Source organism: Polaromonas sp. (assembly GCF_031411155.1).
In the GTDB taxonomy this organism is placed as follows: domain Bacteria; phylum Pseudomonadota; class Gammaproteobacteria; order Burkholderiales; family Burkholderiaceae_C; genus Polaromonas.
The window spans coordinates 1-2,341 of record NZ_JANOAL010000011.1; the positions used below are offsets into that span (position 1 = coordinate 1).

General features: G+C 59.8%; 2 protein-coding genes. Both read right to left on the minus strand.

Translation table 11 applies throughout. The features are described 5' to 3' along the window. Nucleotides 1–249 (minus strand): GTP-binding protein (locus tag RMO23_RS00505; RefSeq protein WP_309678019.1); only part of this gene is annotated, 249 nt, incomplete at its 3' end. 165 nt (nt 250–414) lie between these two features. Next, on the minus strand, nt 415–2,341 hold a 1,927-nt coding region (gene fusA, locus RMO23_RS00510; RefSeq protein WP_309678020.1), incomplete at its 5' end, for an elongation factor G.

Consider the following 2,341-nt stretch of genomic DNA (forward strand, 5'->3'; position numbering starts at 1 on the left):
GGGGCAGTCGACGTGGGCGTAGTGGCGGTTGGCCGTCTCGTACTCGACGTGGGCGGTGTTGATGGTGATGCCGCGGGCCTTTTCTTCGGGCGCCGCATCGATCTGGTCGTAACCCTTGGCTTCGCCGCCGAATTTGGCCGCGAGCACGGTCGTGATGGCCGCCGTCAGGGTCGTCTTACCGTGGTCCACGTGGCCAATCGTGCCGACGTTGACGTGCGGCTTGGTGCGTGCGAATTTTTCTTTTCCCATTTTTCAATTCTCCAAAGAGCTAATTCCCGTGTACAGGTTTAATGTTTGCACGATGTTGCTGGTTCGCCCCGCACGGGAACAGGGCGGCACATCGTCGCAGACAGCTTCTCAATCAGTCGAGGACAGGGCCAATCGCTTCACGATCCGGCTCCGCCCCCAAAATCATCATTTTGCGCGGGCCGCCATGATGGCTTCCGACACATTGCGTGGAGCCTCGCTGTAATGCTTGAACTCCATGGTGTAGGTGGCACGACCCTGCGACATCGAACGCAGCGTGGTGGAGTAGCCGAACATTTCCGACAACGGCACTTCGGCCTTGATGGCCTTGCCGCCACCGACCATGTCTTCCATGCCCTGCACCATGCCGCGACGCGAGGACAGATCGCCCATCACGTTGCCGGCGTAGTCTTCAGGGGTTTCGACTTCCACCGCCATCATCGGCTCCAGAATCACCGGGCTGGCCTTGCGGCAGCCTTCCTTGAAGCCAAAGATCGCGGCCATCTTGAAGGCCAGTTCGTTCGAGTCCACATCGTGGTAGGAACCGAAGTGCAGCGTCACCTTGACGTCCACCACCGGGTAACCGGCCAGCACACCCGAAGTCACGGCCTCGTTGATGCCTTTTTCCACCGCCGGAATGTACTCGCGCGGCACCACGCCACCCTTGATCGCGTCGACAAACTCGATGCCCTTGCCGGGCTCATTGGGCTCAATCTTGAGCACGACGTGCCCGTACTGGCCCTTGCCGCCGGACTGGCGCACGAACTTGCCTTCGGCATCCTCGATGGTCTTGCGGATGGTCTCGCGGTAAGCCACCTGCGGCTTGCCGACGTTGGCTTCCACGCCGAACTCGCGCTTCATGCGGTCCACAATAATTTCCAGATGCAGCTCGCCCATGCCGGCAATCAGGGTCTGGCCGGACTCTTCGTCGGTCTTGACGCGGAAAGACGGGTCTTCCTGGGCCAGACGCTGCAGGGCGATGCCCATTTTCTCCTGGTCAACCTTGGTCTTGGGTTCGACGGCCTGGGTGATCACCGGCTCGGGGAACACCATGCGCTCGAGCATGACAATCGCGTCCGGATCACACAGGGTTTCACCGGTCGTCACGTCTTTCAGACCGACGCAGGCGGCAATGTCGCCAGCGCGAATTTCGCTGACTTCTTCGCGGTTGTTGGCGTGCATCTGCACGATCCGGCCGATACGCTCCTTCTTGCCCTTGATCGGGTTGTAAACGCTGTCGCCCTTTTTCAGCACGCCAGAGTACACGCGAACAAAGGTCAGCTGACCGACAAACGGGTCGGTCATCAGCTTGAAGGCCAGCGCGGCGAATTTCTCTCCGTCATCGGCCTTGCGCGTCACGGGCTGCTCGTCGTCATCCATGCCCTTGACAGGTGGAATATCGATCGGCGAAGGCATGAATTCAATCACCGCATCCAGCATGCGCTGAACGCCCTTGTTCTTGAACGCCGTGCCGCAGTACATGGGCTGGATTTCGCTGGCAATGGTGCGCGTGCGAATGCCAAACTTGATCTCTGCTTCGGTCAAATCGCCTTCTTCAAGGTATTTGTTCATCAGCTCTTCAGACGCCTCGGCAGCCGCCTCGACCATCTTTTCGCGCCACTCCTTGGCCAGCGCCAGCAGTTCAGCCGGGATTTCACGGTAGTCGAATTTCATGCCCTGAGAGGCTTCGTCCCAGATGATGGCCTTCATTTTGAGCAGGTCGACCACGCCGGTGAAGTTTTCTTCGGCGCCGATGGGGATCACCATGGGCACGGGGCTGGCCTTCAGACGCAGTTTCATCTGCTCCACGACCTTGAAGAAGTTGGCACCGGTGCGGTCCATCTTGTTGACAAATGCCAGACGCGGCACCTTGTATTTGTTGGCCTGGCGCCAGACCGTCTCGGACTGGGGCTGAACGCCACCGACCGCGCAGTAAACCATGCAGGCGCCATCCAGCACGCGCATGGAGCGCTCCACCTCGATGGTGAAGTCCACGTGGCCCGGGGTGTCGATAATGTTGATGCGGTGCTCAGGCAGGGACGAATCCATGCCCTTCCAGAAGCAGGTGGTGGCAGCAGAGGTGATCGTGATGCCA